General features: G+C 44.1%; 22 protein-coding genes. 9 read left to right on the top strand and 13 right to left on the bottom strand.

The annotated features are described in order from the left end of the window. Positions 1 to 46 precede the first annotated feature (46 nt). Both AAA938_RS13965 and AAA938_RS13960 read right to left on the bottom strand, forming a co-directional pair. Positions 47 to 475 (bottom strand): DUF2141 domain-containing protein, encoded by a 429-nt coding sequence (locus AAA938_RS13965; protein ID WP_338229360.1) that lies wholly within the window; start codon positions 473 to 475, stop codon positions 47 to 49. Then, a complete protein-coding gene (locus AAA938_RS13960; RefSeq protein ID WP_338229359.1) occupies positions 472 to 1,539 on the bottom strand; it encodes an AMP-binding protein in 1,068 nt (355 codons plus the stop codon). The genes AAA938_RS13965 and AAA938_RS13960 overlap by 4 nt, the downstream gene beginning before the upstream one ends. A gap of 95 nt (positions 1,540 to 1,634) precedes the next feature. Between AAA938_RS13960 and AAA938_RS13955 the strand changes: the two genes are divergently transcribed. Further along, positions 1,635 to 2,471, top strand: coding sequence for a 1,4-dihydroxy-2-naphthoyl-CoA synthase (locus AAA938_RS13955; RefSeq protein ID WP_338229358.1), 837 nt, complete (start codon positions 1,635 to 1,637; stop codon positions 2,469 to 2,471). Between the two features lie 93 nt (positions 2,472 to 2,564). Here AAA938_RS13955 and hutG read toward each other — a convergent pair whose 3' ends face one another. After that, positions 2,565 to 3,521, bottom strand: coding sequence for a formimidoylglutamase (gene hutG, locus AAA938_RS13950; RefSeq protein ID WP_338229357.1), 957 nt, complete (start codon positions 3,519 to 3,521; stop codon positions 2,565 to 2,567). Positions 3,522 to 3,604: 83 nt separating this feature from the next. Here hutG and AAA938_RS13945 point away from each other — a divergent pair, with 83 nt between their 5' ends. Then, positions 3,605 to 4,228, top strand: coding sequence for a Uma2 family endonuclease (locus tag AAA938_RS13945; RefSeq protein WP_338229356.1), 624 nt, complete (start codon positions 3,605 to 3,607; stop codon positions 4,226 to 4,228). Positions 4,229 to 4,278: 50 nt separating this feature from the next. Here the strand turns inward: AAA938_RS13945 and AAA938_RS13940 are convergent, their stop codons facing one another. The 3 genes from AAA938_RS13940 to hutH all read right to left on the bottom strand — a co-directional run bounded on the left by AAA938_RS13940 (position 4,279) and on the right by hutH (position 9,325). Continuing rightward, complete coding sequence (locus AAA938_RS13940; protein ID WP_338229355.1) at positions 4,279 to 6,282, bottom strand: urocanate hydratase; 2,004 nt, start codon at positions 6,280 to 6,282, stop codon at positions 4,279 to 4,281. A gap of 97 nt (positions 6,283 to 6,379) precedes the next feature. Beyond that, a complete protein-coding gene (gene hutI, locus AAA938_RS13935) occupies positions 6,380 to 7,657 on the bottom strand; it encodes an imidazolonepropionase (protein ID WP_338229354.1) in 1,278 nt (425 codons plus the stop codon). Positions 7,658 to 7,759: 102 nt separating this feature from the next. After that, complete coding sequence (gene hutH / locus AAA938_RS13930) at positions 7,760 to 9,325, bottom strand: histidine ammonia-lyase (RefSeq protein WP_338229353.1); 1,566 nt, start codon at positions 9,323 to 9,325, stop codon at positions 7,760 to 7,762. Between the two features lie 329 nt (positions 9,326 to 9,654). Between hutH and AAA938_RS13925 the strand changes: the two genes are divergently transcribed. Then, complete coding sequence (locus AAA938_RS13925; RefSeq protein WP_338229352.1) at positions 9,655 to 10,524, top strand: LysR family transcriptional regulator; 870 nt, start codon at positions 9,655 to 9,657, stop codon at positions 10,522 to 10,524. Positions 10,525 to 10,661: 137 nt separating this feature from the next. Next, complete coding sequence (locus AAA938_RS13920) at positions 10,662 to 11,459, top strand: helix-turn-helix domain-containing protein (RefSeq protein ID WP_338229351.1); 798 nt, start codon at positions 10,662 to 10,664, stop codon at positions 11,457 to 11,459. Here the strand turns inward: AAA938_RS13920 and AAA938_RS13915 are convergent. The 4 genes from AAA938_RS13915 to AAA938_RS13900 form a co-directional block, all read right to left on the bottom strand. Beyond that, positions 11,456 to 14,326: a two-component regulator propeller domain-containing protein gene (locus tag AAA938_RS13915; RefSeq protein WP_338229350.1), complete on the bottom strand. Its 2,871-nt coding sequence runs from the start codon at positions 14,324 to 14,326 to the stop codon at positions 11,456 to 11,458. The genes AAA938_RS13920 and AAA938_RS13915 overlap by 4 nt on opposite strands. A 101-nt stretch (positions 14,327 to 14,427) precedes the next feature. Then, positions 14,428 to 16,113: a 2-succinyl-5-enolpyruvyl-6-hydroxy-3-cyclohexene-1-carboxylic-acid synthase gene (gene menD / locus AAA938_RS13910; protein WP_338229349.1), complete on the bottom strand. Its 1,686-nt coding sequence runs from the start codon at positions 16,111 to 16,113 to the stop codon at positions 14,428 to 14,430. Then, positions 16,110 to 17,321, bottom strand: coding sequence for a chorismate-binding protein (locus AAA938_RS13905; RefSeq protein WP_338229348.1), 1,212 nt, complete (start codon positions 17,319 to 17,321; stop codon positions 16,110 to 16,112). Before AAA938_RS13905 ends, menD begins: the two co-directional genes overlap by 4 nt. Beyond that, complete coding sequence (locus tag AAA938_RS13900) at positions 17,318 to 17,740, bottom strand: hotdog fold thioesterase (RefSeq protein WP_338229347.1); 423 nt, start codon at positions 17,738 to 17,740, stop codon at positions 17,318 to 17,320. The genes AAA938_RS13905 and AAA938_RS13900 overlap by 4 nt, the downstream gene beginning before the upstream one ends. 53 nt (positions 17,741 to 17,793) lie before the next feature. On the opposite strand from AAA938_RS13900, the gene AAA938_RS13895 reads away from it, so the two are divergent. Then, on the top strand, positions 17,794 to 18,429 hold the full coding sequence (locus AAA938_RS13895; protein WP_338229346.1) for a histidine phosphatase family protein: 636 nt from the start codon (positions 17,794 to 17,796) through the stop codon (positions 18,427 to 18,429). Here the strand turns inward: AAA938_RS13895 and AAA938_RS13890 are convergent. From AAA938_RS13890 to AAA938_RS13880, 3 genes are all read right to left on the bottom strand, one after another. After that, positions 18,401 to 18,826, bottom strand: a complete 426-nt coding sequence (locus tag AAA938_RS13890; RefSeq protein ID WP_338229345.1) for a hypothetical protein — start codon at positions 18,824 to 18,826, stop codon at positions 18,401 to 18,403. The genes AAA938_RS13895 and AAA938_RS13890 overlap by 29 nt on opposite strands. A 187-nt stretch (positions 18,827 to 19,013) precedes the next feature. Continuing rightward, complete coding sequence (locus tag AAA938_RS13885) at positions 19,014 to 19,781, bottom strand: zinc ribbon domain-containing protein (protein ID WP_338229344.1); 768 nt, start codon at positions 19,779 to 19,781, stop codon at positions 19,014 to 19,016. Between the two features lie 3 nt (positions 19,782 to 19,784). Beyond that, entirely contained in the window at positions 19,785 to 20,885 is a 1,101-nt protein-coding gene (locus tag AAA938_RS13880; protein ID WP_338229343.1) for a Nif3-like dinuclear metal center hexameric protein, read from the bottom strand. Between the two features lie 39 nt (positions 20,886 to 20,924). On the opposite strand from AAA938_RS13880, the gene lpxK reads away from it, so the two are divergent. From lpxK to AAA938_RS13860, 4 genes are all read left to right on the top strand, one after another. Continuing rightward, entirely contained in the window at positions 20,925 to 21,971 is a 1,047-nt protein-coding gene (gene lpxK, locus AAA938_RS13875) for a tetraacyldisaccharide 4'-kinase (protein WP_338229342.1), read from the top strand. Then, a complete protein-coding gene (locus AAA938_RS13870; protein WP_338229341.1) occupies positions 21,968 to 23,914 on the top strand; it encodes a putative porin in 1,947 nt (648 codons plus the stop codon). Before lpxK ends, AAA938_RS13870 begins: the two co-directional genes overlap by 4 nt. 239 nt (positions 23,915 to 24,153) lie before the next feature. Continuing rightward, complete coding sequence (locus tag AAA938_RS13865; RefSeq protein ID WP_338229340.1) at positions 24,154 to 24,765, top strand: MiaE family protein; 612 nt, start codon at positions 24,154 to 24,156, stop codon at positions 24,763 to 24,765. 855 nt (positions 24,766 to 25,620) lie between these two features. Further along, positions 25,621 to 26,865 (top strand): ABC transporter permease, encoded by a 1,245-nt coding sequence (locus tag AAA938_RS13860; RefSeq protein WP_338229339.1) that lies wholly within the window; start codon positions 25,621 to 25,623, stop codon positions 26,863 to 26,865. The last annotated feature ends 20 nt before the right edge of the window (positions 26,866 to 26,885 follow it).

Here is a 26,885-nt window from a genome sequence, read left to right as displayed (position 1 = left end):
AAAAATGAGGGGAATATCTAGGCTTAGACCTCCTGAAAGGAATCACTTATTTCAATCGGATTTGAATTGTCTTTTTCCCTCTTTCCAAGCTGAAGGCAGCCTTATCAAAAGATGGGGGACCAAAGTAGATTTTGGGATTATTTGAAAATCCAAACTTCTCTGTAGGGTATCCCACCGGATTGGTATCTAGTTTTCCGTTTAGGTTTTCATCATGAATGATAGAAATCGCATAGATTCCCGGCTCCAAATCCTCAATAATCAACTTGCTTGTTGGTAGGGTAGAAGGAATGGAAAAAGAGCGCAAGGCTTTATCCATATCATCCGGAAATCCATCAGGAAGCTTAAAAATCAAAATGCGGATCATCCCGGAATTGGTTTTGGCTTCTTGGATTTCTACCTCCAAAACAGGCTTTTCCTGAGCTTGTGCAAAGAAAGTAAGGCAACTTATAAGTAGAAATAGGAGGTATTTTTTCATACTAATGATTGGGTCTGGGCTCGGTTGATCTTTCCGCTTGGAGTCATTAGAAATGAAGGCAGAAAGTAAATCCCCTTAGGCACTTCGTATTTTTCCAGGCTAGCTTTCAATGTATTCTGCAATTCTCCTGCCTGCTTTTCTTCTCCAGACTTTGATTCGATAAGAAGCATCACTTTTTCGCCCAGTTTTTCATCTTTTTCTCCAAAAATGAAAAAAAGAGAATCCGGAAAGTAAAGTTGAAGTAGGGGTTCAATCTTGGCTTCCAAGAGCTCAGGATGAATTTTAATCCCTCCGCTGTTGATGACGAAATCATCTCTTCCCAGCCAGACAAATGAAGAATCTGACCGAGGTTCAATAAGGTCATTGGTCTGAATTGGTTCAGGACCGCTCATTTCGGATTTGATCCATAAAGCCCCTCGGCTGTCCTGACCAAATTGAACACCGGGCAAAACCTGATAAATCAATTCATGAGAAGTAATTGGGGCCAAAGCGATATGTGAAACAGTTTCGGTCATTCCAAACGTTTGCCAGGCCTGAATCCCGGTTTCAATCAAACTGAATTTGAGCTTGGCTGAGATTGGGGCTCCACCGATGATCAGATGATTGATTTTCTTGAGTTTTTGACAACTTTTATCATCATCCACGCAGGCCTGAACCTGCAGAGGAACCATCGCGATAAAGTCAATCTCTAGGTCAATTTGTTGGAGTGGATTAGCACTTGGTTCGGTGAGGATCACTTCGCAATCCCAAACCATAGCCCTGACCAGCATCATTTTGCCTGCTATATAGGCAGGATTTAAGCAGCAGAGAAGATTTGACCTGGAGTCAGTTTTAAAAAAGGCACCTGTGGCTTTGGCGCTGGCTTCCATTTGTTGCCTGGAAACGGTGATTTGCTTGGGTGTACCGGTAGAGCCTGAGGTAGCTTGGGAAAAGGTCTGCTCTCCGGCTAACCATGCCCTGCAGAATGCAAAAGCTGCCTTTGCGAAGACCGGAAAATCTGGCGTAGTCCTTTCAAAATCATCGATTTTGGAGAAAACTTGATTTTCAAAATGCAATTGGAACATAATGCAAAGGCTATTCAGAAAGCGGATAAACAGGTAACAAATTCCGGGGGAGAGGGTTAACTTGCACAAAAATGTGATTTTTAAACCAAACGATCATGATCAACTGGATTACTGCCAAAGAATACGAAGATATCACCTACAAAAAGTGCAATGGAGTAGCCCGAATTGCCTTTAACCGACCCGAAGTCCGCAATGCGTTCCGTCCCAAAACCACGGCTGAGTTGTACGACGCATTCTATGACGCCCAAGAAGATACCTCTATCGGAGTGATTTTGCTCTCAGGTGAGGGTCCTTCGCCGAAAGACGGGGGCTGGGCTTTCTGTTCGGGCGGCGATCAGCGGGCTCGCGGACATCAGGGCTATGTGGGAGATGACGGATATCACCGGCTCAATATTTTGGAAGTTCAGCGTCTGATTCGCTTTATGCCAAAGGTGGTCATCGCTGTTGTGCCCGGTTGGGCAGTAGGTGGAGGACACAGCTTGCATGTGGTGTGTGACCTGACTTTGGCAAGTAAGGAGCATGCGATTTTCAAGCAAACTGATGCGGACGTAACGAGCTTTGATGGGGGATATGGTTCTGCTTATTTGGCCAAAATGGTAGGGCAGAAAAAGGCGAGAGAGATATTCTTTTTGGGTAGAAATTATTCTGCCCAGGATGCCTTGGATATGGGTATGGTTAATGCGGTCATTCCTCATGCCGAATTGGAAGATACTGCCTACGAATGGGCCCAGGAAATCCTGGCCAAATCACCGACTTCGATCAAGATGCTGAAGTTTGCGATGAACCTGACCGACGACGGAATGGTCGGACAACAGGTCTTTGCAGGAGAGGCTACCCGACTTGCCTACATGACTGAAGAGGCCAAAGAAGGTCGAAATGCTTTTCTTGAAAAGAGAAAGCCTAATTTCAAGAATATCAAATGGATACCTTAATTCAATTGAAGTAAAAAAGAGGCTGATTTCTAAAAATTCAGCCTCTTTTTTTATGATTGCTGTCCTGCTTCTCCAGAAGCAGAACTTTTACTTTTACCCAAAAACCTTTCTTAAAATATACTCAATTGCCCGTGCAGCCAGCCTTGCTGTTGCATTATCCTGATCGAATTTGGGATTGAGTTCGACCACATCCAGACTGATCATTTTTTTGCTTGAAGCTATGAGTTCAAATACTTTGAAAGCGATCTGAGGATCAAAACCCATGGGTGAAGGTGCCGAAACTCCCGGGGCAAACGCAGAGGAAAATCCATCCAAATCAATACTGAGATAGACCTTGTTCACTGAGTCCAAAAACCAGATGATCTGCTCCTCGATGTATTCCCAATTGTTTAATCGGAAATCTTCCATGACGAGGTATTTTGCCTGTAGTTTTTCTGCCGTCTGGAAAAGAGAGTTGGGGTTTGCAGCACGCTGAATGCCCAAGGCGAGGTAGTGGAAATTGTTTGGGAATTCCTGCGCAAGCTGAAGGAAAGGAGAACCCGAGTGGGCTTTTCCTGCCACCAATGGCCTCAAGTCAAAATGTGCATCCAGATTGATAATCCCCAGTTTTTCTCCTTTTTCGGAGATGAATTGTTGGACCGCCCGACCATGAGCAAAAGCCAAATCATGACCCCCACCGAGCAGAACTGGGAAGTGATTGCTTTTGAGTAAATCAAAAGTGATTTTGGAAATGGCATCATGGGAAGCTTCGAGGTCCTGATTAAGAGTAAAAATATCTCCATAATCCAGCAAGGGGAGATTTTCAGGAAGGTGATAGGCGACCGAACCCAGCATTTTTCGGATTGCTGCAGGGCCTTCTAAAGTTCCCAATCTACCCTGATTTCGGATTACCCCTTCTTCTCCGGCATAGCCAAGTATTCCAACTTTCTTTTCAGATCCTTGAGCCAAATTTAGATTAGAAATTGACTGAACGGCTTGATGCCAATAATCCAATTGATCGGATTTGCGGCCTGACCAATGATAAGGAGAGGGGTTTTGGTGAAGATTCATAGGCTTTCGATTTGAGTCTTGTATTATTTACTCTAACTTAAGAAAACTTGTTTGTTAATTTCGTTGACCATAATGGGATAGTCATGAAGCCTTACCGAGTTCCTGAAAAAGAGAATATTGATTTGGCAGCATTTAAAGAGCCTGATGCTGCTTTTTCCGGATATACCTATGCCGATTACTTGACATGGAATTTTGAGGAAATCGTGGAGTTAATTAAAGGCAAAGTTTTTAAAAAGGCAGCTGCACCGAATAGAAGACATCAAGCTGTCTCGATGACTTTATCCAGAATTTTTGGAAATTATTTAGTGGGTCAGAAATGCAAAGTTTATGCAGCCCCTTTTGATGTTAGATTATCAAAAGATCCTGATTATAAAACCATTGATTCCGTGGTCCAACCGGATATTTCAGTGATTTGTGACCCTAATAAACTGGATGAAAAAGGCTGCCTAGGTGCCCCGGATTTGATTGTGGAAATTTTATCTCCAAGCAATAACCAAGTAGAACTTCAAAACAAGTACGATCTCTATCAAGAATTTGGCGTCAAGGAATACTGGATCATTCATCCTGTGGAAAACACCCTCCAAATCAATGTCTTGGTGGATGGAGTATATCAGCCCTCGAGGCTTTTCACCACTGGGCAAAAAGTGACCTCGACGGCACTACCCGGATTTGAATTGGATTTAGAAGAGATTTTTGAAGAAAGTTGATATTTGGAAGTAATCTATTCCAAAGCTCCGAACTTTGGGAAAGTTGGATTTTAAGGGATTAGGTTTCCCAATACTTCATCATCCACCAAATTAGGTACTGTCACTTTTAAGCCAGGAGTTCGATCCATTTCCCGCTGAATAGCTTCCAAAGAACCTTCATTTCTAGCCCAAGCTCTTCGGGCAATCCCATTGTTCACATCATAGAAAAGCATGGATTTTAACCGTCTTTCGGCTTCCTCACTACCGTCTAAGACCAATCCAAAGCCTCCATTGATTACCTCTCCCCATCCGACTCCGCCACCATTGTGAATGGATACCCAAGTTGCACCTCTGAAGCTGTCTCCAATCACGTTGTGAATGGCCATATCGGCTGTAAATCGGCTTCCGTCATAGATATTACTGGTTTCCCGATAAGGTGAATCTGTCCCGCTTACATCATGATGATCTCGACCGAGGACAATCGGAGCAGAGATTTCACCTTCTGTTATGGCCTTGTTGAAAGCCTCGGCAATTTTCGCTCGCCCTTCAGCATCTGCATAGAGAATTCTAGCTTGCGAACCCACCACCAGCTTGTTTTTCTCAGCTTCCTCAATCCAGGTGATGTTGTCCTGCATCTGTTGCTGAATGGATTCGGGTGCAGTTTTCTTGATTTCCTTCAATACTTTAGCGGCTATCTGATCACTTTTTCGCAGATCTTCCGTCTTTCCTGAGGTGCAAACCCATCGAAAAGGACCAAATCCATAGTCAAAACACATCGGCCCCAAAATATCCTGAACATAGCTTGGATAGCGGAAATCGATGCCGTTTTCAACCATCACTTCAGCACCTGCCCGGGATGCTTCCAATAAAAAGGCATTTCCATAGTCAAAAAAGTAAGTTCCCTTTGCCGCATGCCGATTAATTGCAGAAGCTTGACGCCGAAGAGATTCCTGAACTGCCAGTTTGAATGATTCAGGATCTTCAGCCATCAGGCGATTGGATTCTTCAAAAGAAAAGCCCACAGGATAATATCCACCTGCCCAAGGATTGTGCAACGAGGTCTGATCTGACCCAAGTTCAACAAAGATGTTTTCCTGATCAAACCGTTCCCAAACTTCTACCACATTGCCCAAATAGGCGATAGAAACTACCTCTTTGGCCATTTTTGCTTTTACTACTCTTGCGACCAAGAGATCCAAATCTTCAATCAGTTCATCTACCCAGCCTTGTTCGTGACGCTTTTTGGCAGCTGCCGGATTTACCTCAGCGCAGACTGTCACACAGCCGGCAATATTTCCAGCCTTGGGTTGGGCACCGCTCATTCCTCCCAAACCGGCTGTGAGAAAGAGTTTCCCCCGGGAAGACTGTCCTGTCCCCAGTTTTTTCCGGAAGGCATTCATCACCGTGATGGTGGTGCCATGGACGATTCCCTGAGGACCGATGTACATGTAGGATCCGGCGGTCATTTGTCCGTATTGGGTGACTCCCAATGCATTGAAGCGTTCCCAATCGTCCGGTTTGGAGTAGTTGGGAATCATCATGCCATTGGTCACAATGACCCGAGGTGCCTCCGAAGAGGAGGGAAAAAGGCCCATGGGATGACCCGAATACATATGAAGAGTTTGCTCATCGCTCATCTCCGCCAGGTATTTCATCGTGAGCAGGTACTGAGCCCAATTTTGAAAAACAGCTCCATTTCCACCATAGGTGATGAGTTCCTCAGGATGCTGAGCCACGGCAGGATCAAGATTGTTTTGGATCATCAGCATGATTGCAGCGGCCTGTTTGGATTTGGCAGGATATTCTGAAATCGGTCGGGCATACATTTCGTAATCCGGCATGAAGCGATACATGTAGATCCGACCGTAGTTTTTCAATTCTTCCAAAAATTCACCCGCCAATTCCTGATGCCATTCCTTCGGGAAATAGCGGAGGGCATTGCGCAGAGCAAGCTTTTTCTCCTCAACAGTCAGGAAATCCTTTCGCTTGGGTGCATGGGAGATAGCCTGATTTCTTTCCTTTTTGGGAGGAAGGGTGGAAGGGATTCCTTGTATGATTTGTTCTTGAAAATTCATTCGATCTGCGGTTTTTGAATTACGATTTATGACCCTTTTTGGTCCTTAAAGTCAGAATTGGAGGCCATTTTTAATTATGATTCTCCTATGACATCGGTCATCTGACACCGAACTTCAAAGCATCCATACCTCCCATCTTCCTATCCTCCTTACTTCCTGACTTCCACACTTCCACCGGCTTCATCTTGCCTTGATGGTAGAGAATTTCCCGATAATCTTTGGTGGGAAAAAGGATAAAGTCTGCCAATTGACCAGGGGTCAGTCTTCCCCGGTCGGATAAGCCAAGAGCGGCTGCTGCCCGAAAGGTGGTCCCTGCAAAAACTTCTGCCGTACTTAATTTTTCGAAAGTTGCCAGGATGGAGGCCTGCGCGAGTAAGTCTCCCATCGGTGCCGAACCCGGATTCCAGTCGGAGGCAATAGCCAATGCCCCGCCCTGATCCAGAATCTTGCGGGCAGGAGTGAAGGCACATCCCAATCCCAACGATGCACCGGGTAAAGCAACTGAAATAGTGTTTGATTTGGCCAAATAGTGGATTTCTGCCTCGCCTGAAGCTTCCAAATGGTCTGCCGACAAAGCATCCAAATCCACAGCTACTCTCGAACCCCCCACCGTAAACTGATCTGCATGGACGGTGAGATCAAATCCCAAGTCCTTGGCTTTTTGAAAATAGGGTTTGATTTCCTCCGGTGAAAAGGCACTTTTTTCCACAAAAGCATCTATGCGATGAGTGAGATTTTCTTTTTTCAGAATGGGAAAAAGTTCCTCTGAAATCATTTGCAAATACTCCGAATTGGATCCTGAAAAATCCTTGGGTTTCATGTGGGCAGCTAAACAGGTCGGAATCAAATCAGTTGATGTCAGATTTTTTGCCTCCTGAATAGCATTGAGCATTTTCAGTTCTTCTTCCACCGAAAGCCCGTAACCGCTTTTCACTTCGATAGTGGTCACGCCCTCGGAAAGATGGCGATTGGCATGAGTTGCCGTGATATGAGCCAATTGGGATGGATTGAGATTGCGGGTTTGAGTGACTGTATCCCAGATTCCTCCTCCGGCTTGGGCGATTTCCAAATAGGTCTTTCCGGCATTGCGCATCGCAAAATCCTTGGCCCTAGAGCCTCCAAAGCAAATATGGGTATGGCAATCCACCATACCGGGCATTGCCACAAAATCTCCTTTTAATTCATTGATTTCTGCTTTTGGAAAATCTTTGATAAGCTTCTCCCATGGTCCAACCTGAAGGATTTTTTCATCTTCTACGAGGATTCCAGCATGTTCAATGATCTCCAGTTGATCATCTTTCAAAGCTCCTTTTAATGGAATATGATCCAAGGTTAGAACTTGGACGATTGGGCCGATTAGTTTTTGTTTTTTCATGTTTTTGTTTCCCACAGATTTTCTCAGAAAAAACCACAGATAGCCACAGATTTAAAATCCGTGAAGATCTGAGTCTTTTTCTGTGTCAATCTGTGGGAGATTTTAATAGATAAAAATCTCACTCCATTCCGTTTCGAATGCCAATCCTTCCTGATCGGCCACCTTTTTGGCTAGGCTCACTAGCTCTCCACTCTTTACCAATTCAATGGCTGTCTCCATATCCTCGTACATGATCCGGTCAGAAACTACTGGTGCTATACTTTGCCTAACCCGCTCGTATATGGCGGTCATGATTTTCCCGGACTTCATGGGTGCATGATAATCCATTGCCTGTGCGGCATAGAACAGCTCTATGCCCAGGATTTTTTCCACGTTTTCAATCACTCTCAATGCTTTTCTCGCTCCTATGCTTCCCATGCTGACATGGTCTTCCTGACCTAGGGAAGTGGGAATAGAGTCAGCCGAAGCGGGAAAGCAAAGTCCTTTGTTTTCAGAAGCTAAGGCTGCTGTGGTGTATTGTGGAATCATCAAACCGGAGTTGAGCCCGGTTTCCTTAAGCAACAGCTTGGGAACACCGGGTGTATCTCCTTCGATAGAAAGGTAGATCCTCCGGTCTGAAATATTTCCGATTTCAGAGGCGGCCAAGGTCGCATAATCCAAGGGCAATGCGATGGGTTGACCGTGAAAATGCCCTCCGGAAATGGTATGGGTTTCGTCAAATACCACCGGGTTATCAGTCACAGAGTTGATTTCTGTTTCCAGGATTTCCTTGAGATGGAGATAGGCATTCCAACTCGCCCCATGAACCTGTGGCATACATCTGAGAGAGTAGGGGTCCTGCACTCTTGCACAATGCAAATGGGAAGCGACAATTTCGGAGTCTTTCAACAGATTTAGAATGGTTTGTGCCACGTGCCGGCTTCCAGAGTAAGGCCGGAGTTGATGCAAGTCGGCTGAAAAAGGTTTAACCGAACCCATCAATCCTTCGATCATCATCGCACCGGTGATGCTGGCATGCGTCAGAAGGTTATGAAGCTTTTGGACCACTTTCACCCCGTGAGCAGCCATAAATTGAGTGCCGTTGATCAGAGCTAGACCTTCCTTGGGTCCCAGGTGAAGGGGCTTTTTACGCAATTGCTCCAGCACTGCTCCAGACTTTTGGATTGAACCCTGATAGGATACTTTTCCCAGACCAATCAAGGGCAAAAACAAATGGGAAAGCGGTGCCAAATCTCCTGAAGCGCCGACCGAACCTTGAATAGGAACCAAAGGCACGATATCATTCTCCAGCATCCAATGGATTCTTTCCACGGTTTCCCATCGAATTCCTGAAAATCCCTGAGACAAGGCATGGATTTTCAATACCATCATCAGTTTGGAGATTTCCAAGTCCACGGGTTCGCCCACTCCCACAGCATGGCTTTTCAGCAGGTTTTCCTGAAGGGTACGGGTATCCGCAGCTGAGATTTTACTGGTGCATAGCGGCCCAAAACCGGTATTGATACCATAGACAATGGCTTCTCCTTGGGCTATTTTTTCTACTGCCTGAGCAGAATCATGGATTTTTTGGATGGTTTCTGGGCTGAATACTCCTTGGATTACGCCTGATGCCAATCCAAGTGCTTGGGAAGCGGTGAGTTTGTCTTGTCCGTAATGAAAGGTTTTCATGGCCTTAATAGAGGTTGTCTCAAAATTAAAGTTTGTCACATTGAGCGAAGTCGAAATGTCGTCCAGAGAGCTGGAAACGGCCTTCGACTCCTGTCACCCTGAGCACTTGAGAGACGGGAGTCTCGAAATCGAAGGGTCAGGCTGACAACGAAACGATTTATGAGACAGCCTCTTTGAATAGATGTTCAAAATTTTAATGACTCAAACCTTCGAGGTCTTGAAGACCTCAAAGGTTATCTCCAAGACCTCAAGGGTTATGTAAAATTACTCCTTTGGTTTGATGCTTTTTGATACTAATTTTGTCAATTACTGATAATTTAAAAGCATCAATGGAATTAAGGCATCTGAGTTATTTCCAAGCAGTGGCCGAGGAATTGAATTACCGAAAGGCCGCGGAACGACTTTTTATTTCCCAGCCCGGACTAAGTCGGCAGATCAAGCAATTGGAGGAGGAATTGGGTGTGCAGCTTTTTGAGCGGGACAAAAAACACGTGGAATTGACCGCCTCCGGTGCTTTTCTGAAAGAGGAAGTAGATTTTGTGCTGAACCATTTGGAGACAACCAAGCAGCAGCTATCAGAAATTGCTGCCGGAAGAGAAGGGGAGTTGAGAATTGGTTTTTTGGGTTCGGCATCTAATCAGGTACTTCCGAATTTGTTGAAAAAGCTCAGCTCGAATTTTCCAAAAATCACCACAAGTCTTGAGGAACTGAGCAATCAGACCCAAGTGGAAATGATCCAAAAGGACAAATTGGACTTGGGATTTGTCCGCCTGGCTTCAGTGCCTGAGGATTTGGAGATGAAAGCGATTTTCAGGGACACCTTTTCTTTGGTCGTTCCTAAGGACCATCCCATTCAGTCCGAACAATTCAAAAGTGTAGGTCAGTTTTCCGATGAATCCTTTATCCTTTTCTCATCTGATTATTCCAATTTTTACTATGAGCAGATTTTGGGGATTTGTCGTGAAGCCGGTTTTACGCCCAAGATCAAACACAAATCAGTACATGCCTTGACTATTTTTCGCTTGGTAGAAAATGGGTTGGGAGTAGCCATTGTGCCTACTTCTTTGAAAGAGGGTTATGAGCTAATTGTTCGATTTATGGAAATCCCTGTGATAACTCAGTTTACCGAACTATCGGTAATTTGGAAGCCAGAAAATCGAAACCCTGTTTTGAAAAATGTATTGAGTTTGATTTCCTAAAAAAGGCTTCAATTGGTCAAAAAACCTATTTTTGAGTAAATGTCGTCCAAATGTCGGGTTAATTCCGCCCCATTTTCGCGCCAAAGAATTTCCAATTGAATCAACTTGCCATGGTTAAATCAAACGCACTTATCACAATGAAACAACCTGAATTAGGCAAGAAGATCTCCGAATGGAGAAAAGCCAAAGGGCTCACCCAAGAGGAGCTCGTCGAAAAATGTAACCTGAACGTAAGAACGATTCAGCGGATCGAAGCAGGGGAGGTGACCCCAAGAAGCTATACCATCAAAGCGATTTTGGATGCTTTGGAGGTGGAGCATTCCTCCCAATTGGAAAGCGAAGAAAGCTTTCCTGTCAAAGTACCCACTTACCTTTATTTAGCTTTTGCAGCGGGGCTGATTTATTTTTTCATGGCCTTCTATGAAATCGGAATGGAATACGAATGGATAGAAGATGGATTTGTGGCAAATAAAATGGCATTTACGGCTGTGAAACTGGCAACTTTCCTGACATATGTGAGCTTTTTGGGGGGATTGGTGGCCCTGGAAAAGTTTTTCCCCAACAGAATTCTAAAAATCGCGCTTTGGGTAATGATCGGATTCAATGTGGTGATGTACACCCTGGACTTTTTGTCTCTTCATTTTGACTTGCTGAATATCCAGGATTATTATTGGATCAAGCTGGAAGTATTTGGAATCGGGTATGCATTCTTGGGTGCCAGTTATTTTGCTTACAAAGGAGTGAAGTTTGGTATCACCCAAGTGATTGGAGCCTTGGGATTGATAGCAGGGATTCTGATTTTCTCCGGTGTGGGAGTACTGTTTGGGCTATTGCCGCTGACCTTCTTCGAAATCGGTCAACTCGGATTGATGATTTACTTCATCCAAAAAATCGGGAGAGGAAACTCTCCCGATTCTACTTTTTCTGCTGTTTAAAATTTCAAAATAAACTCCTGCAGATTATCCGAGCGCTCAAGATGGATTTTTTTGCGCAGGCGATATCGGGCGATTTCCACTCCCCTTACCGAGATATTCATCAGATTGGCAATTTCTTTGGAAGACAGGTTCATCCTGAGGTAAGCGCTCAGCTTAATTTCCTGTGGGCTGAGGTCAGGGAATTTGGTCTTGAACCGGTTCATGAAGTCGCCATGTACCTCGTCAAAATGCATTTCAAACTGTTCCCAATCCTTATCTCCCGCTATGTTTTTTTCAATGCTGTTGATGATTTTTTTGATTTCGTCCTTTACCTCCTGATTCTTGCTCTTCTTGGTAATGTTCATCAGTTGGGTTTTGGTCTGATCAATAAATCCGTTTTTGTTGATCAGGTGCATGGTGGTGGATGCCAATTCCTTGTTTTTGACCAGAATCTCAGATCTTAGCTTTTCAGTCTTTAATCTCTCTATTTCCCGCTGGGAATCCTTCAGATCACTTTCTTTCTGCTGGATTACTTTGGACTGGGCAGCCTTGATTCTTGCGGCAGCCTTTTTCATTCTTCTGTCCAAATACCTGAAGGCCAAAGCTAAGGCAATGATGCCCAAAATGGAATAAATCACGTAAGCCAGAGGACTTCTGTACCAAGGAGGCAGAACCTTGAACTCAAACAGGTCTTCTTCCCCAATCTGACTATAGATGTCCTTGCTGCGGACATGGAAAGTGTAATTGCCCTCCCTGAGATTGGTGTAGGCCTTATCCCTTTTGGTAGTCCATTCTCCAAATCCGTCCTCCAATCCCTCCAGCCAAAACTGATATTGGGTGGTATTTTCATTGTTTGGAATGGGATTGCTTGCCTCAAACCTGAGATTTGCCCTATGGTAGGGAATATTGGGTACTTTTTTGACCGAATTCTCTTCTTCCGCGATATACTTTCCCTCCCAGATAAGAGAATCAGCTATTCCGGTCAGGTAAACCGAACGAATCAGGGTTGGGAAGGCCTTGGGTGCGCTGTAATTTCTATCCAGTTTATACCAAATGAAGCCTTCATTGGCTGCAAATAGGACCTCATTGGGGCGTATCAGAGAGATATTTTGGAGATCGTCATTGAGAAAAGGCTTGATCTTATTGAAAATCTGGTTGTTTTTGATGTAGGAGCCATTGATTTGTCGCTCGAGCACTCCGACTTCCTTTTCTCCTAGATAAAAGATATTTCCCAAGGGATCTTCGGCCATACTTGTGGCAGAAAATTCATATTCAAAGTAAGGTTTGAAATTAGGATCCAATTCCAATCTGTCCGATTCAGGATTGTGTCGGTACAGTCCATATTCTGTAGAGAAGACCAGCTGATTGTTTAGCTTCCAGACGCTATTCAAAAGGGTGGTGGGAAGACCTGACTCAATGCCATAAAACTTGAATTCAAGGGAATCCAGCGAAGAGTTGAGCCTTAATCTGTAGATCCCCTTGTACCCATGAGCCATCCAAATGTCTCCGTTACTATCCTGCTCGAAAATCCGACTGGACTCATCAAAGCCTTTCAATTTTCTCAAAAACCGAATAGCCCCATTCTCTATTTCGAAAAGCAGGAAACCACTGTAACTCCCCGCCAAAATCAAATTCGGATGATCTTTTAGCGGCTGGAAATTCCAGATTCCCAAGGGCCCATCAATGGCTTTTACGCTTCCATTTTGGATTTGGAAGGCGCCATCGTTTTGGGCTGAGAGCAAGAAATTCTGAATTTCAGTTATTTGATAGACTTGTCCGATTCCTCCGGCTACCGAAGAAACTCCCGAACCGGATTTTCCAATCCAAGTCTCTGAGAAAAGCCCATAATTGGTGCCGTAAATAAGCTGATTCTCTTTGAAATACGCATCATATCCTGTGCCTGGAAGTCCTGAAAACTGATCTATCAATCGGAAGGGAAGGCTCAACTCGAGGAGTGTAATTCCATTGTTGTGTCCCACCCAAAGATTGCCAGAGACATCTTCAAAAAGAGATAGGATAGAATTATTCCTCAGCCCGTTTTCCTTATTCATCTCCAGCAGAATTTCTCCCTCCGGACTCAGGACAAAAAGTCCATTTCTTTGGCTTCCGATGGCGATGTTCCCATTTTTCAGCTGATGGACTGTGTTGATTTGGATATTCTCCGGAATGTTAGCTCTCCAGGGTTCGGTTTTGGAAGGAGAAAAGCTGAATATGCCTTCGTTGCGGGTGAAGACTAGATGCTGGTTTTTGGTCAGGGAAATAAAGCCTACCACTAGCATGTCTTTGAAAAAATCCCCCTTTTCCCAAGGTACTAGCTGATCATTTTCCAAATAGAGCAATCCTTTTTCGCTTTGGTTTACAAGCAGATTGTTGTTTGCTATGTGAAAACTCTCAAAGTCACCCTCAAGGTCTAAAATATGGGCTAGTTCCAGATTTTTGTTGAAAACAAAGATCTCGTCAAAAGTGCAGAAGACGATTTTATCCTGAATAAAGAGAATTTTCCAAATCTCTTCCAAGTTTTGCTTATCCTGAGGTAATTTTTCCAGTAGGGAAAAATAGCTCAGCTTTCCGCTTTCATCGGGTCTGAAGTACCCAAACTGTGCCTGACCTGCTACAAAAATGGTCCCCGAATCATCGATGGCTACATCCCGGATTTTGGTACTGTTAGGAAGGGTATACCTTCTCCAGGTACTCCCGTCGTATTCCAAAAGCCCAAAATTATTGGCCACATAAATTAGTCCTAGATCATTCTGAGTGAAGGAAAAGTTCTGGATTCCTCCTTGGTAGTCGTTGGTGGAATAGTATTTTGAAAAAGGCAAACCCGGAGATTGGGCGAGACAATTACCTAATAGAAGTAAATATAAGATCAGGGATAAACAAGTTCTCATAAGTTATTTTGGGTCGAACAAATATGTTCAAAATCAATTGATTTCCAACATTTTCGGAGACTGGGCGAGTGAATCCGATCCGAGGGGGAGAATCAAGGTACTTATTCCTCCACAAGGAGCTTTATTTTTTCTTTGACTACAGCAAGTATTTCAGCGTTTTTAGCACTTTCTGATTGGATTTCAAGGATTTTGGCCTTCATCCCCGGAGCAAATAGCTCCTTGATTTGGCTTTCCAATTCCTGAGCTTGGGTTACCAAATTATATCCAAATCCAAACTCCTTGGCAAGAGATTGTGCATTTAAGGGCTGACGAGTTTCGAAGAATTCCTCCAATTCAGGTTGCTCCTTCGGTCCATCAATCAATCTGAAGATCCCCCCTGCATGGTTGTTCAGAAGAATGATGCGCAGATTGGCCAAGGAATAGTTGTGCCAAAAGGCATTGCGGTCGTAGAAGAAAGCCATGTCTCCGGTGATAATGGTGACAGGTTCTTTGGTAGTGAAAGCACAGCCCACCGCGGTACTGTTCGTTCCGTCAATACCACTTGTGCCTCGATTGCAAATGATTTCCTGATTGATTTTTCCCAGAAAATTCATGTAGCGTACCGGCATGGAATTGGCCAAGTGGATTTTTGAGTTTTCGGGAATATGCCTTATCACCTGTTGCAGTGCTTGATACTCTCCAAATTCTGAGTTTTGAAGAATTTCTGACAGGTTTTCTTTGACTTGGATTTCCAGGGACTGCCATTTGGAATAATAACCTTCATCCATACTCTGCAAATGATCAGATAGCCACTCCAAAAAGTAAAGTGGGTCGCAATCCAGATGTCTGGTCAAATGCTGGAAAGGATCTCTAGCCCCTTCGTGTGCTTGAATATGCCAATGGGAAAGGGGATTTTTTCTCAAAAACTGCTTCAGAGGTTTGGAAATAAGGGATTTGCCAAAGGTCAAGATCAAGTCAGGGGCAAGTCCTTGGGAGATTTTTTCATTTCCCAACCAATGGTCATGAAAGCTGATGCTTTCCTCGAAAGAGAGGTTGGATATCGTATCTGTGACCGTCACCACCTTCTTTTGTTGAGCCAGCTGCCGGAGCAGTTTTTTGATTTTTGGATTGGGTTTTTGTTGCCCGGGAATAATCATAATCCGGCTGACCTGAGCAAGTTTTGCCTTGAGCTGCTCTAGCGAGTCGTGGGATAGCTGCTTGCAAGCCACATGAGGATGGACAATATGCAATTCTTCAGAAGGAATGAAGCTTTCTCCTTTTTTGGGATAAAAGGGCTCCCGTAGCGGAATATTGATATGCACTGGACCTGCTGGACCTGATTTTGCCAGATTGATTGCTTCATTGACTTTCCGGTGAGCGTACCAAATCTGGTCAGGGGAATTCAAACTATCTGGAAACTGAAAGCTTTTTTTGACATGCTTGCCATAGACTTCCTGCTGATAAATGGTCTGCCCATCCCATTGATCGATCCATTCTGGTGGTCGGTCAGCAGTCAGGACCAGTAAAGGTACTTCCTGAAAATAAGCCTCAGCGATGGCAGGGTAGTAGTTCAGGGCTGCAGAACCTGAAGTACAGACGAGTACTACAGGTTGATTGAGTTTCTGAGCCATTCCAAGAGCAATAAATGCCGCGGATCGCTCATCAGAGATGGTTCGGGCGTGGATTTCCGGATGTCTGGCAAAAGCGAGGGTAAGAGGTGCACAGCGCGAACCCGGAGATAATATGGCGTTCTCAATGCCTTTTTTGGCGCAAATCGCCACTAAGTCGATGATGGCTTGATTGGTCAATCGAATGGATTTTGAAGAAATTTACCAATGATATTGCATTTCAGCTCGGTCTCCTCCCATTCCATTTCCGGATCGGAATCTTCAGTCACACCTGCACCGGCAAATAGGATTGCCTTTTCCCCTTGCAAATTTGCAGTCCTCAAATTGACGTAAATGGAAGTTTCCTCCTGAATATTCACCGGACCCAGAAAGCCTGCAAAAAAGGAGCGATCAAAACCCTCATGAGTCTGAAGAAAATCATGGGCCTCTTTTCTGGGCATCCCACAAACAGCAGAGGTAGGATGAAGCAATTCCAGCATCACCGTGCCTAGATTGGGGAAGTTGGTGGATTTCATGTTTACTCTGAAATCAGACCTGAGGTGGAGTAGATTACCGGCAAGCACGGTCTTAGGTCCATGCTCTTCGTACTCTCTCAGGCGGATTTTTTTGAAGCAATCCACTATGTAACGGCTGACCATGGCTTGTTCCTCGATTTCTTTTTGAGTCCAAGCCGCGGATTTAAGCGGGTTTTCGCCACGAGCGGGCTGAGTACCGGCTAAGGACATGGTGTAAAACTGATCCCCCTTGGTTTCAATCAATACCTCAGGAGAAGCACCGATCCAAGTTCCTACTCCGGGAATATGAAAGAAATTCACGAAGGAATTTGGATAAGCTTCCAAAAGCCGGGTGAAAGTTTGGGCTAAGTCAAATGTTTCAGGCAGATCGATGAGACGGGTTCTGGCCGGAACGATTTTCTCCAACAAACCTGAATCAATAGCCTGGATTCCCTTTTCCACCAAATCAAGGAAATGAGCTTTTTGGTCACATTCTCCAGCAGGTTCAAGCTGGGAAAAACTTCTGTTCCGGATTAATTCTGCAATTCGGATTTTGCTTTCTTCCTCACCCAATTCTGTGGACAACCATTCGGGTATTTCTATTTCCGAAGAGACTGAATCCAGGTGAACCGAGAAATACCGACTAGCTTGAATGAAGTAGGCTTTTTTGTCTTCTTGGTCTGCAAAAGGGTGGACTAGAAAGCCTGCAGACAGGTTTTCCAATTCCAAATTGACCCGAATAGGCTCGGACTGATCGTCTTGGATAAATTCCAGCTTACTTGATTTGGGCTTTCGCCAAAGAGCAAATGCTCCTCCTGAATCCAGTCCTTTTAAAAACAGGGCGTTTAAAACCTCTGCTTTTGAAATTTGATTTCCTGTTGCGGTGATACTCATTTTTTATCCAGAATAGCCATCGTCAGTCGGCTAATGCAGCACAATTTATCCTTTTCGTCCAAAATTCTGATTTCCCAGACCTGAGTGGACCTACCCAAGTGTATGGGTTTGGCAATTCCTTTGACTAGACCTTCCCTTACTGACCGGAGATGATTGGCGTTGACCTCCAATCCCACACAAGCCTTTTTGCTCAGGTCAATCGTCAAGGAGGATGCAAGGCTTCCTAAGGTTTCAGCCAAGACTACATTTGCCCCACCGTGTAACAATCCCATAGGCTGCTTGGTTCGAGCATCGACGGGCATTGTTGCCTCCAAATAGTCTTCTCCTACAGCGGTAAATACTATTCCCAAATGCTGAACTAAGGTGTTCCGGGAAGTTTGATTCAGGTGGTCCAGAGAGGGTGTTTGGAGAAAAATCATTAAAATCTGAGCTAAATCGAGTTTATTTGGGGTGTCGACAAAAATAAAGAATCTTGGATCGAAAAAAAATTTACTTAGTACGTCACGGACAGACCGATTTTAACCTTCAAGGGGTAGTGCAGGGAAGCGGAATTGACGCTCCGATCAATGCCACAGGACGTGCCCAAGCCCAGGCTTTTTTTGATGCCTATTCCGATGTGGAATTTGATCAGATTTACCACACAGGATTAATCAGAACCAAGCAGTCCATTCAGGCATTTATCGATAGAGGTACTCCCACTCGGGCTCTGACCGAACTCAATGAGATTTCTTGGGGAGATTATGAAGGCACTCCTATGACTCCTGAAGAAGGGGAGTACTATCAACATATGCTGCACCAATGGCAGCAAGGAAATCTCGACTATGCCATCGCTGGTGGAGAAAGTCCAAATACAGTTGCGAAGAGAATGAAAAGAGGCATTGATATTATTCTCAATGGCCCAGGAAAAACTATCCTTGTCTGCATGCATGGGCGTGCAATGCGGATTTTTTTGAGTCTGATCCTAAACTACAATCTGAAATATATGGATCAATTCGGACACTCGAATCTCTGTCTTTATTTGTTGGATCAGTTGGAGGATGGATCATTCTCCATTAAAAAGTTCAATGATCAGAATCACCTCAAGGATTTGAGGCAGCCAAGCGAGTAGTTTTTAGGGGCTTTTTCTTGGGGGATTGCTCCTCTTCGAATTTGGCGATATAGATTTGATGCAGGTCTTTATTTTCAGTCAAATCAAAAAGGCGAAAAGCTAATTTTTGTAATTGCATTTTTTGCTCATTGCCAGTATCCACCAAAAATTCTCCCAAGAAACACTCGTCAAAATCACAGTTGGGAATACTGATAAGAAGTGCAGGTTCCGAATTTCCGCTGTATGTTTTGGTAGTGAAAAAAGAAGAAAATTGCTGTTCAATCTGCTTAAGCGAAGTTTTCGCTTGTTTGAGCTCTTCAATTTTGAATAAAACCAAAAAAGTTTTGGTCTCCGGGTCTTTTGCAAGACACGGAGCCGAAGTCAAAATTGAAAAAAGCAGAATGATAAGTATTCTCATGGCCTTCAAGTAAGGATATAATATGCTGTAATGCAAATTTGTTTGAAGTGAATCTTGGATTCTATCCAAAAAAATCAATGCAATCTATCGATTGGTAAGTTGACGGACCAATAGCTCTCATGATAGATTCCCAAAAGAAAGGGGACAAAAAAAATCCCCGATGGTTTCGGGGATTTTGTTGTTATGATTAAGCTTTCGCTGTTCTTCTTTTTGGCTTGCTTTCTTCTTCGATCTCATCTTCTACACCGGCAAGGATTCTTCCACAGTGCTCGCAGACGATCAATTTTTTCTTTTCACGGATGTCAGCCTGTCTTTGAGGAGGAACTGTGTTGAAGCAACCGCCACATGCACCTCTTTTTACCATAACTACAGCCAGTCCGTTTTTAGCATTGGCACGGATCTTTTCGTAAGACTTGGCCAAGCGGTCTTCCACCTTCTTCAGGGCTTTCTCACGCTCAGCCATCAGTTTGGATTCTTCTGATTCACTTTCGGAAACAATGGTATCCAATTCTTCTTTCTTCAGATCCAAGTCTTTCTGACGGTCTTTCATCAAAGCAGAAAGCTCGTCCAAATCAGCAGTTTTCTGGTCGATTTTTACACCTGTCTCAGCGATTTTCTTCTTAGAAACCTGGATTTCCAAGTCCTGAAGCTCAAGTTCCTTGGTGATTGCATCGTATTCCCGATTGTTTCGGACATTCATCTGCTGATCCTGATACTTTTTTATCAGTTTTTCAGAATCCTTGATGTTTTCCTTGAATCTTTTGATATCCTCTTCAAAAGTGCTGATATCATTCTGAAATTTCTGGAGTCGGGTTTCGTAGCCTGCTATCTCATCTTCCAGGTCTTGAACCTCTTCAGGGAGGGCTCCTCTTACTTTGATGATGGCATCTAATCTAGAATCTATGAGTTGAAGGTTGTAGATAGCGTCGAGTTTTTGTGCTACTGTACTTTCCATGTACTATCGGTAGGATGTGGGATTGGTAACTACTTTTGACAAATAGAGTGCAATATTAGGAAAATTTTGTGACAATAGTTCTGCCAATAAATCTTTTGTAAAAATTTCGCTCTCGTAATGCCCGATATCACAAAGGATTAATTGACCCTCTGCATCGAAGAATTCATGGTATTTGACATCTGATGTTACAAAGACATCGGCCTGTGCCCGTTTGGCATCTCCTAAAAGGAAAATCCCGGCCCCACCACAAAGAGCAACCTTCTTTACTTTTTTTCCTAACAGAGAAGTATGTTTTACTACTTGGAGATTCATTTTTTCTTTCAAATAGTCCAAAAAAGCCCCTTCTTCCATGGTCTCTTCCAATTGCCCGATCATGCCGGCACCCACTTCTTGATTTTCATTTTCCAGCTGACTCAGGTAATAGGCCACCTCTTTGTAGGGATGGGCCTTTTTGAGCTTTTGAATGATTTTTCCAGAAAGGTGTGCAGGCAAAATCACTTCCACACGAACTTCTTTTTCGTACTGAGGAATTCCCCGCTGACCGATATGGGGATTGGCACTTTCGGAAGGGGTGAAGGTTCCCATACCTTCCAATTGAAAAGAGCAGTCTTTGTATTCACCGATTTGTCCCGCCCCTCCTTCAAAAATTGCTTCCAGGACCTGGTCTTTATCCTTTGGTGGGACAAAAAACACCAGTTTGGACAGCGTTTGTTTTTTGGGCTTTAGGATTTTGGTTTCCTTCAGGCCAAGCCTGTCTGCTATTCTTTTATTGACCCCATGAGCTACATGGTCCAGATTGGTATGTATGGCAAAGATGGCGATGTCGTTTTTGATGGCTGAAATGACCGTTCGTTCCACGTAGTTTTTTCCGGTCAGGCTTTTCAGTCCACGAAAGACAATGGGATGATGGGCCACAATCAGGTTGGCCCCCTGTGCGATCGCTTCTTGGACTACCTCTTCGGTACAATCCAGCGTGCATAATACGCCTTTCACTTCTGCATTGCGATCTCCACAGATCAAGGTGGCATTGTCGTAGTCCTCCTGATAGGCTGCAGGAGCGACTTGCTCGAGGTAAGAAAGAATATCCTGAATCCGATGTCCCATATTTTTGTTTTCTTTGGTCAAAATTAGCAATTCTCCCCAATGCCTTGGTACGCTTACCTGCTTGCGCCCTTTGCCCTTATTTTTTGGATGATCACTGCTATCCGGAATTTACTCTTTGATCTGTCTTGGATAAAAAGCCACCGTTCGTCCATTCCAACCCTCGTGGTGGGGAATCTTAGTGTAGGAGGTACAGGAAAAACGCCAATGGTGGAGTTTTTGGTGAAGGTTTTCAAAGAAGAAATAAAACTCGCCACACTCAGTAGAGGCTATGGAAGGCAAACCAGGGGATTTTTGCAAGCTCATCCCCATAGTTCACCTGAACAAATCGGAGACGAACCTCTTCAGATTTATTCCAAATTTAAAGGAGAAATCCCCGTTTTTGTAGGGGAAAACCGGGTTGATTCCTTGGAAAAAATCCATCAAACAGACCCTGATTTGGCCTTGGTGATTTTAGATGATGCCTTTCAGCATAGACAATTGAAGGCGAACTTTTATATACTTCTCACTCCCTATTCCAACCCTTTTTTTTCAGACCAAATTTTGCCCATGGGAAGACTCAGAGAAGCTAGGTCGGGTGCCAAAAGGGCCGATTTGGTAGTGGTGACTAAATGTCCTGATGGGTTATCCGACTCTGCAAAAACTGAATTCCGAAATAGACTTCATCCCTACATCAGTATAGATGCACCTGTATTTTTTTCTGGATTAAACTATGGAAAGCCTTATTCCGTGCACCAAAATGTTCCTTTTTCAGGAAAGGTTATCTTGGTTTCAGGTTTGGCTGACCCGAGTCTTTTTGTGAATTATTGCAAAAAGACATTCCAAGTACTGTATTCTTTCTCATATTCGGACCATCATAAATTTTCTGTTACGGATTGGGAGAAAATTGCCAGCTCATGGTCCGATTTGTCCTCCGCAAACCCAGTGATTCTTTGCACGGAGAAGGATGCCGAGAAACTTAAAGTTTTGGCAAATGAGGGAAAATTTAGGGAAATTCCGATTTTTGCCCTCCCAATGGAAGTGAAATTTGAATCTCAGGAAAAGGAAATGCTTCTCGCCCAAATCCGTGAAAAATTAGGCATTCAGTGATCAGAAAAGGATTAGTCTTAGGTGTTTTCTTAGCCTTGCTGAGTGTGCAGGGGATTTTTGCGCAGCGACCTGTGCAGGGAAATCCGCCTACCGGACAGACCGCCCGACCGGGCCGGGAACTTGCAGATCCACAGGAGACGGAGCAGGAGGGGAGAAGGACCCTTTTGGATGACAGTACCCGTATGGTTTATGGCCCAAAGACTTCCCTCTATTTCTTTGAAAAGGACATTAGAAGAAACAGCCTGACGCTCTACGAGCAGGACACCCTGTTGGACAACTTCCATAATTATGATCCCGTCCAAAAAGGGGGGTGGAAATACCAGGATTTGGCCAATATCGGAAGTGCCACAAAACCTGTATTCTATCAAGTTCCTGAATTGATCGGAACCACCTCTGGATTTCATGCCTATGATCCTTATTTCGTAGATCCGTCAAAGAGGCGGTATTTCGATACAAAATCTCCTTTCACGGAGATGTCGGCATTTTTTGGTGGAGGCAACCGAAATATGCTCGATATCTACTTTGCAAGGAATGTGAATCCTAGATGGAATGTGGGCTTTGATTTTCGGACCCAGCGAATCCGGAAAACTCTCAATCCCAACACAAGGGATGATTACATGGCTGAGCAAAATGCCTATGGGCTGCACACCAATTATCGTTCAGAAAATGGGAAATACTGGCTCTTAGGGGCATTTTCCCGAATGAGACACTTGGTGAATGAAATTGGCGGAATTATCCCTCCCGAGGTAGACAGCACCTCACTATACTATACCTACGAGGATGCAAAAGTCTGGCTGAGAAATTCCCGTGCCATTGACCTGAGGCAGGATTATCACCTTTATCATGAGTATAAGTTGGGCAATGGTCTTCAGGTTTACCATGTGTTTGACCGAAAAATCCAAAAGCTCAGTTTCCTCGCCAATCTGAATACCACGGATTCCTCCTTTTATAATTCCAATCGATTTCAGGAATCCGATACCACTCAGAATTTTCATGGATTTTCGGAATGGAGAAATGAAATGGGTGTAAAAGGTACCTACAAAGGATTTTTCTACAATGCCTACACCAAACTGAGAAATGCGAGATTGGAAAACCCGTTTTTTGAAGATGGTCCGGAGCGATACAATGAATTTTACATTGGAGGAGAATTGATTGGTAAAATCTCAGATCAGTGGTCCCTGCAGGCTGATGGTGAATATTTGCTCACGGATGCATTTCGGATTCATGGAAAATTCGTGTCGCCTTGGCTTGAAGCCGAATATACCAAAGCGCTCTACAGGCCCACTGCCATGCAGCAGATGTATTTTGGCAATCACTTCCGCTGGAGCAATGATTTCTCCAATATCGGAGTAGATCAGATTCAGGGCAGGCTTAAGTTGGATTTCATAAAAGGTGTACATCTTCGCCCTATGCTTACCCTGAACCGGGTGAACAATTATGTCTATTTTGATGAGAATCTGGAAGTAGCGCAGGCCAATGGGGAAGTATTTATGTTGATGCCGGGTCTTCAGGCCAATGCTCAGCTGGGAAAGAAATTTCGGCTGGATTTGGAAGTGATTTATACCGAACTCACCGGGGCCGCCTCCGATGTGATTCGCATACCGAATTGGTACGCCAACACCCGAATTTACTTTGATAGTCCGATGTTTGACGAAAACATTTTCGTACAGCTTGGTCTGGATATCCGATACAAGTCCTCCTTTTTTGCTGATGCCTACAACCCATCCTATCAGCAGTTTCACTTGCAGAATGATTTCAATGTCTTTGCCTATCCTGTCGCAGATTTGTTCCTGAATTTCCGGATCAACAGAACCCGGGTTTTATTCAAATACAATCACCTCAATTCAGGTCTGATGAACAACGAAGGATATTTTGTAACCCCGGATTACACTGGATACCGTTCGTTTTTGGATTTGGGGATTACTTGGTATTTGTTTGATTAGAAAAATTTAAGACGCAAGACTTTAGATAGAAGATATTAGGCACTAGACACAAGTAGTAAGTAGCAATAAGCAAGACACCTGATACAAGACGTAAGGAATTAGAATTTAGGGAGTTATTGTTTAAGCTGGGAATAGGGTTTCAATTGATCTAAAAGCTCATATTCCTTTGATCATAGTGATGTGCAATAACTTCTTCACAAAAAAATCTTAAATCAACCATTCGTAAATCGCAAATAGGTATGAGTTGGGAAGAAAGTACAAGACAGAAAATGTTGCATTTAAAGCTGCCCACGGATCCCCGATGGGTGGGCATTGCAGAGATGCAAATCGAGGATATTTTGGTCGATCATGCCTATTGCGAGCAAAAGGCAGCTTCATCCTGCATCAGTCTAATAGTCCGATTTAATGATTTGGAGGAGCTTGTAGACACACTTACCCCTATCGTAGCCGAGGAATGGGGGCATTTTGAGCGGGTGATGGAGCAGCTTCGCAAAAGAGGGATGAAGTTTGGTCCACAGAGAAAGGATGAATACGTGGCCAAGCTGAATGAATTCGTCAGGAAAGGTGGAAGTAGAGCTCAACAATTGACTGAATACCTCCTGATGAATGCACTGATAGAGGCGAGGAGCTGCGAAAGATTCAAATTACTTTCCAAGCATATTCAGGATGCCGAGTTGCAAAAGTTCTATTACGAGCTGATGATCTCCGAAGCGGGCCATTATGTTACTTTCATCGAATTGGCTCGGACCTATCAGGATCCTGAGAAAGTAAATCATCGCTGGCAGGAATGGCTTAACTATGAAGCAGAAATCCTCAAAAACATGGAGCTAAGAGGAGATCGGATGCATTGATTTTGTATTAGGAGCAAGACACTAGAGACAAGACAATAGACGTAAGACCTTAGACATTAGACACAAGAAGCAAGAAGCTAGAGCCGAGACCTAGATCTCTGGAAAAAATTAATGAAAGGATAAACTATTCCTTTATTCACGATTTAACCACTCCAATATTTCGACTCTTCAGTAAACTCAGGGACCACAGGCTCAGTGCAGGTTTAGGAGAAGCAATTGAACTCCAACCCTCAAGGACAAATTTAAACTTGATTATCTCAAACTATTCAAATACCCTTCATCGGAGACGTAGACTGCAGCTTACCCGACATCTGACATCGGTCATCCGACAAACTTCCCGACTCCCAAACTTCCAAACTCAAAGAGATAGCTTCGTCGCTTCCTGTGAATGGTAAAAGATAAAATCTCACTCGGCTCCTCGCTATGACGTTCCCTTCCAACTTTCCAACTTCCAAACCTCCTAACCCCCTTGCCTCCCAACTTCCCGACTCCCTAACTCAAAAGATAGCTTCGTCGCTTCCTGCGAATGGAAAAAGATAAAATCTCACTCTGCTCCTCGCTATGACGTCCCCTTCCAACTTCCAAACTTCCAAACCCCCTTGCCTTCCAACTTCCTGCCTCCCAACTTCCAAACTCCCGAACCCCCTTGCCTCCCAACTTCCTGCCTCCCAAACTTCCAGACTCCCCAGCCTCCCAACTTCCTAATTTTCAAATCCGCCACGGCGGACAAGTTCTTAAAATCTTTTAATCTTCCAATTAAGAATAAACGTACTTTTGGCAGGTTAAAAGGACTTCCTTATACTTAGTTTCTGAAATTGAATTTTTCCCATAAACCTGTTCTAATCCGAACAAAACATGAATTTGATCGAAAATATCCGCGAAGCAATCAAGTCGGTAAAGGTGAATTTGCTCCGTACTATTCTTACAGGAGCTATTATTGCTATTGGAATTTCCTCCCTTGTGGGGATGCTGACTGCCATAGACGGGATTAAAGCTCAAATCGCGGAAAGCTTTGCCGGATTGGGAGCTAATTCTTTTGATATCCGTAATAAAGGACAAAGTGGAGGAAGGATAGTTCAGGAAGGAAAAACCGAAAAAACCTATCCCAATATCACCTACAGGGAAGCCATGCAGTTCAAGGAGGAATACAATTCCATTGGGATTTCTACAGTTTTTATTCCCGTTTCCGGAATTGCAGAATTGAAAAGAGGTTCCAAGCAGACTGATCCCAATACCCGTGTGAGAGGAGGGGACGAGAATTATCTTTCGATTAAGGCCGTCAAACTTGAAAAAGGAAGAAATTTCAGTCAGATGGAAGTTCGGTATGGGACTGCCGTTGCCATTATTGGCCAAGAGATTCAGAAGACCCTATTTGATCCTTCAGAAGATCCAATTAACCAAAAAATCACGGTGTATGGAAGACCATACACAGTGATCGGCATTATGGAAAAGCAGGGTGGAGTAGGACAGGACCAAGGAGCAGACCGTCAGGTGCTGATTCCTGTAGAGAACGCTTCTCGATTAGACACCAGGGGTACATTCAACTACCGAATCACAGGTGTAGCATCTGACCCGGGTAAGCTGGATTATGAAATGGGACAGGCTATCGGGATCATGAGAAAAGTAAGACAGGACCGAGTAGCCCAGGAAGATTCCTTTGAGCTCACCAAAAGTCAGTCCGTTGCCGAGAGTTTGGAAGAGGTAGCCGGCTATTTAAGAATCGGAGGGTTTGGGATTGGATTTATTACCCTACTTGGTGCTTCCATCGGTTTGATGAACATTATGCTTGTATCTGTGACTGAGCGAACCCGAGAAATCGGTGTAAGAAAAGCTTTGGGCGCCACTCCATTGCGAATCCGTCAGCAGTTTTTGATTGAGGCTATTGTAATATGCGTGCTCGGAGGGATTTTCGGAATGCTTTTGGGTATAGGAATAGGAAATATCATTGCCAACTTTATCGGCCCGGGAGGATTTTTGGTGCCTTGGCTTTGGATGTTTGTGTCATTTGTGATCTGTATTATCGTAGGCCTTCTAGCTGGATATGTCCCGGCATTCAAGGCCAGTAAATTGGATCCTATCGAATCTTTGAGGTACGAGTAAGACTTGATTTTTGTCTTTTC

The sequence above is a fragment of the Algoriphagus taiwanensis genome (genome assembly GCF_036245645.1).
Lineage (GTDB): Bacteria > Bacteroidota > Bacteroidia > Cytophagales > Cyclobacteriaceae > Algoriphagus > Algoriphagus taiwanensis.
This window is presented reverse-complemented; position numbering and strand designations above follow the sequence as displayed.

Excerpts from the sequence above, each read along its gene's own strand:
- AAA938_RS13965 (WP_338229360.1), bottom strand. The coding sequence starts at position 475 with ATGAAAAAATACCTCCTATTTCTACTTATAAGTTGCCTTACTTTCTTT.
- AAA938_RS13960 (WP_338229359.1), bottom strand. The coding sequence starts at position 1,539 with ATGTTCCAATTGCATTTTGAAAATCAAGTTTTCTCCAAAATCGATGAT.
- AAA938_RS13955 (WP_338229358.1), top strand. The coding sequence starts at position 1,635 with ATGATCAACTGGATTACTGCCAAAGAATACGAAGATATCACCTACAAA.
- hutG (WP_338229357.1), bottom strand. The coding sequence starts at position 3,521 with ATGAATCTTCACCAAAACCCCTCTCCTTATCATTGGTCAGGCCGCAAA.
- AAA938_RS13945 (WP_338229356.1), top strand. The coding sequence starts at position 3,605 with ATGAAGCCTTACCGAGTTCCTGAAAAAGAGAATATTGATTTGGCAGCA.
- AAA938_RS13940 (WP_338229355.1), bottom strand. The coding sequence starts at position 6,282 with ATGAATTTTCAAGAACAAATCATACAAGGAATCCCTTCCACCCTTCCT.
- hutI (WP_338229354.1), bottom strand. The coding sequence starts at position 7,657 with ATGAAAAAACAAAAACTAATCGGCCCAATCGTCCAAGTTCTAACCTTG.
- hutH (WP_338229353.1), bottom strand. The coding sequence starts at position 9,325 with ATGAAAACCTTTCATTACGGACAAGACAAACTCACCGCTTCCCAAGCA.
- AAA938_RS13925 (WP_338229352.1), top strand. The coding sequence starts at position 9,655 with ATGGAATTAAGGCATCTGAGTTATTTCCAAGCAGTGGCCGAGGAATTG.
- AAA938_RS13920 (WP_338229351.1), top strand. The coding sequence starts at position 10,662 with ATGAAACAACCTGAATTAGGCAAGAAGATCTCCGAATGGAGAAAAGCC.
- AAA938_RS13915 (WP_338229350.1), bottom strand. The coding sequence starts at position 14,326 with ATGAGAACTTGTTTATCCCTGATCTTATATTTACTTCTATTAGGTAAT.
- AAA938_RS13905 (WP_338229348.1), bottom strand. The coding sequence starts at position 17,321 with ATGAGTATCACCGCAACAGGAAATCAAATTTCAAAAGCAGAGGTTTTA.
- AAA938_RS13900 (WP_338229347.1), bottom strand. The coding sequence starts at position 17,740 with ATGATTTTTCTCCAAACACCCTCTCTGGACCACCTGAATCAAACTTCC.
- AAA938_RS13890 (WP_338229345.1), bottom strand. The coding sequence starts at position 18,826 with ATGAGAATACTTATCATTCTGCTTTTTTCAATTTTGACTTCGGCTCCG.
- AAA938_RS13885 (WP_338229344.1), bottom strand. The coding sequence starts at position 19,781 with ATGGAAAGTACAGTAGCACAAAAACTCGACGCTATCTACAACCTTCAA.
- AAA938_RS13880 (WP_338229343.1), bottom strand. The coding sequence starts at position 20,885 with ATGGGACATCGGATTCAGGATATTCTTTCTTACCTCGAGCAAGTCGCT.
- lpxK (WP_338229342.1), top strand. The coding sequence starts at position 20,925 with ATGCCTTGGTACGCTTACCTGCTTGCGCCCTTTGCCCTTATTTTTTGG.
- AAA938_RS13865 (WP_338229340.1), top strand. The coding sequence starts at position 24,154 with ATGAGTTGGGAAGAAAGTACAAGACAGAAAATGTTGCATTTAAAGCTG.
- AAA938_RS13860 (WP_338229339.1), top strand. The coding sequence starts at position 25,621 with ATGAATTTGATCGAAAATATCCGCGAAGCAATCAAGTCGGTAAAGGTG.